Origin of the sequence: Aeromonas sp. QDB39, assembly GCF_027707585.1 — a bacterium.
Classification (GTDB): Bacteria; Pseudomonadota; Gammaproteobacteria; order Enterobacterales; family Aeromonadaceae; genus Aeromonas; species Aeromonas hydrophila.
This window is the reverse complement of record NZ_JAPCIV010000139.1, coordinates 1-717: the sequence shown is the minus strand read 5'-3', so window position 1 is coordinate 717 and position 717 is coordinate 1. Positions and strand designations below refer to the sequence as shown.

Genomic DNA, 717 nt, shown 5'->3' with positions numbered 1-717 from the left:
GAATTAATAATACCGTCTAACGTGTTGTTTTGCTTGGATTTTCTCTGCCTACTCTTTTTGCCGTTTTTGGATAAATACACCATTGCCCACTCCAACTTCTCTGTTATTTCCTGCCACGCACCATGGATGATGCTCGCCAATATCGGCATTAACCAAAGCGCGCTGTTTTTGGCAATCTTCAGCATCGATAACTCCGCGCTGCCAATCAGCGTCAGCGCCAGCCGACGTTTGACCAGCAAGGCCAGCAAACTAGCCCAGATCAAGCCTTCCGCTATCGCTTTTTGTCGTGTCGCGAACGCCTTCAACCGGTTATGTGATTTCAGCTCTTTGAACAACAGTTCGATCTGCCAACGGCAACGATACAATGCCATCACCTTCTCGGCTGGCCATCGCTCACGCGGAAGATTGGTCATCCATATACAGAACCGTTTTTCCTCTGCAAACCAACGTCTTATGAGTCGATATTTATACTTTCCCGAACTCACATCCAGATCCAGAACCTCGGCTCTGCAGCTTCTCCGATCGATATCCTTGAGCTTTTTTCCGAGTAACTTGGGCATTTCCCTGCCGTCCTGTCGGTAAGCTGCCTGTACTTTGGGATTGAGATTTTGACTCCCTCTGACCAGATAGCTTCCTTTGGCTTTGGTCACATCAGCAAAGTACTCGCGGCTGATGTAACCGGCATCCGCCAATAACAGTTTGTTATTTAACGAATTT

At 47.8% G+C, this 717-nt stretch carries 1 pseudogene; it reads right to left on the bottom strand.

Features of this window, described 5'->3' with window-relative positions:
* Positions 1-717, bottom strand: a pseudogene (locus tag PG899_RS24210) (IS4-like element ISApu2 family transposase); the annotation flags it as partial.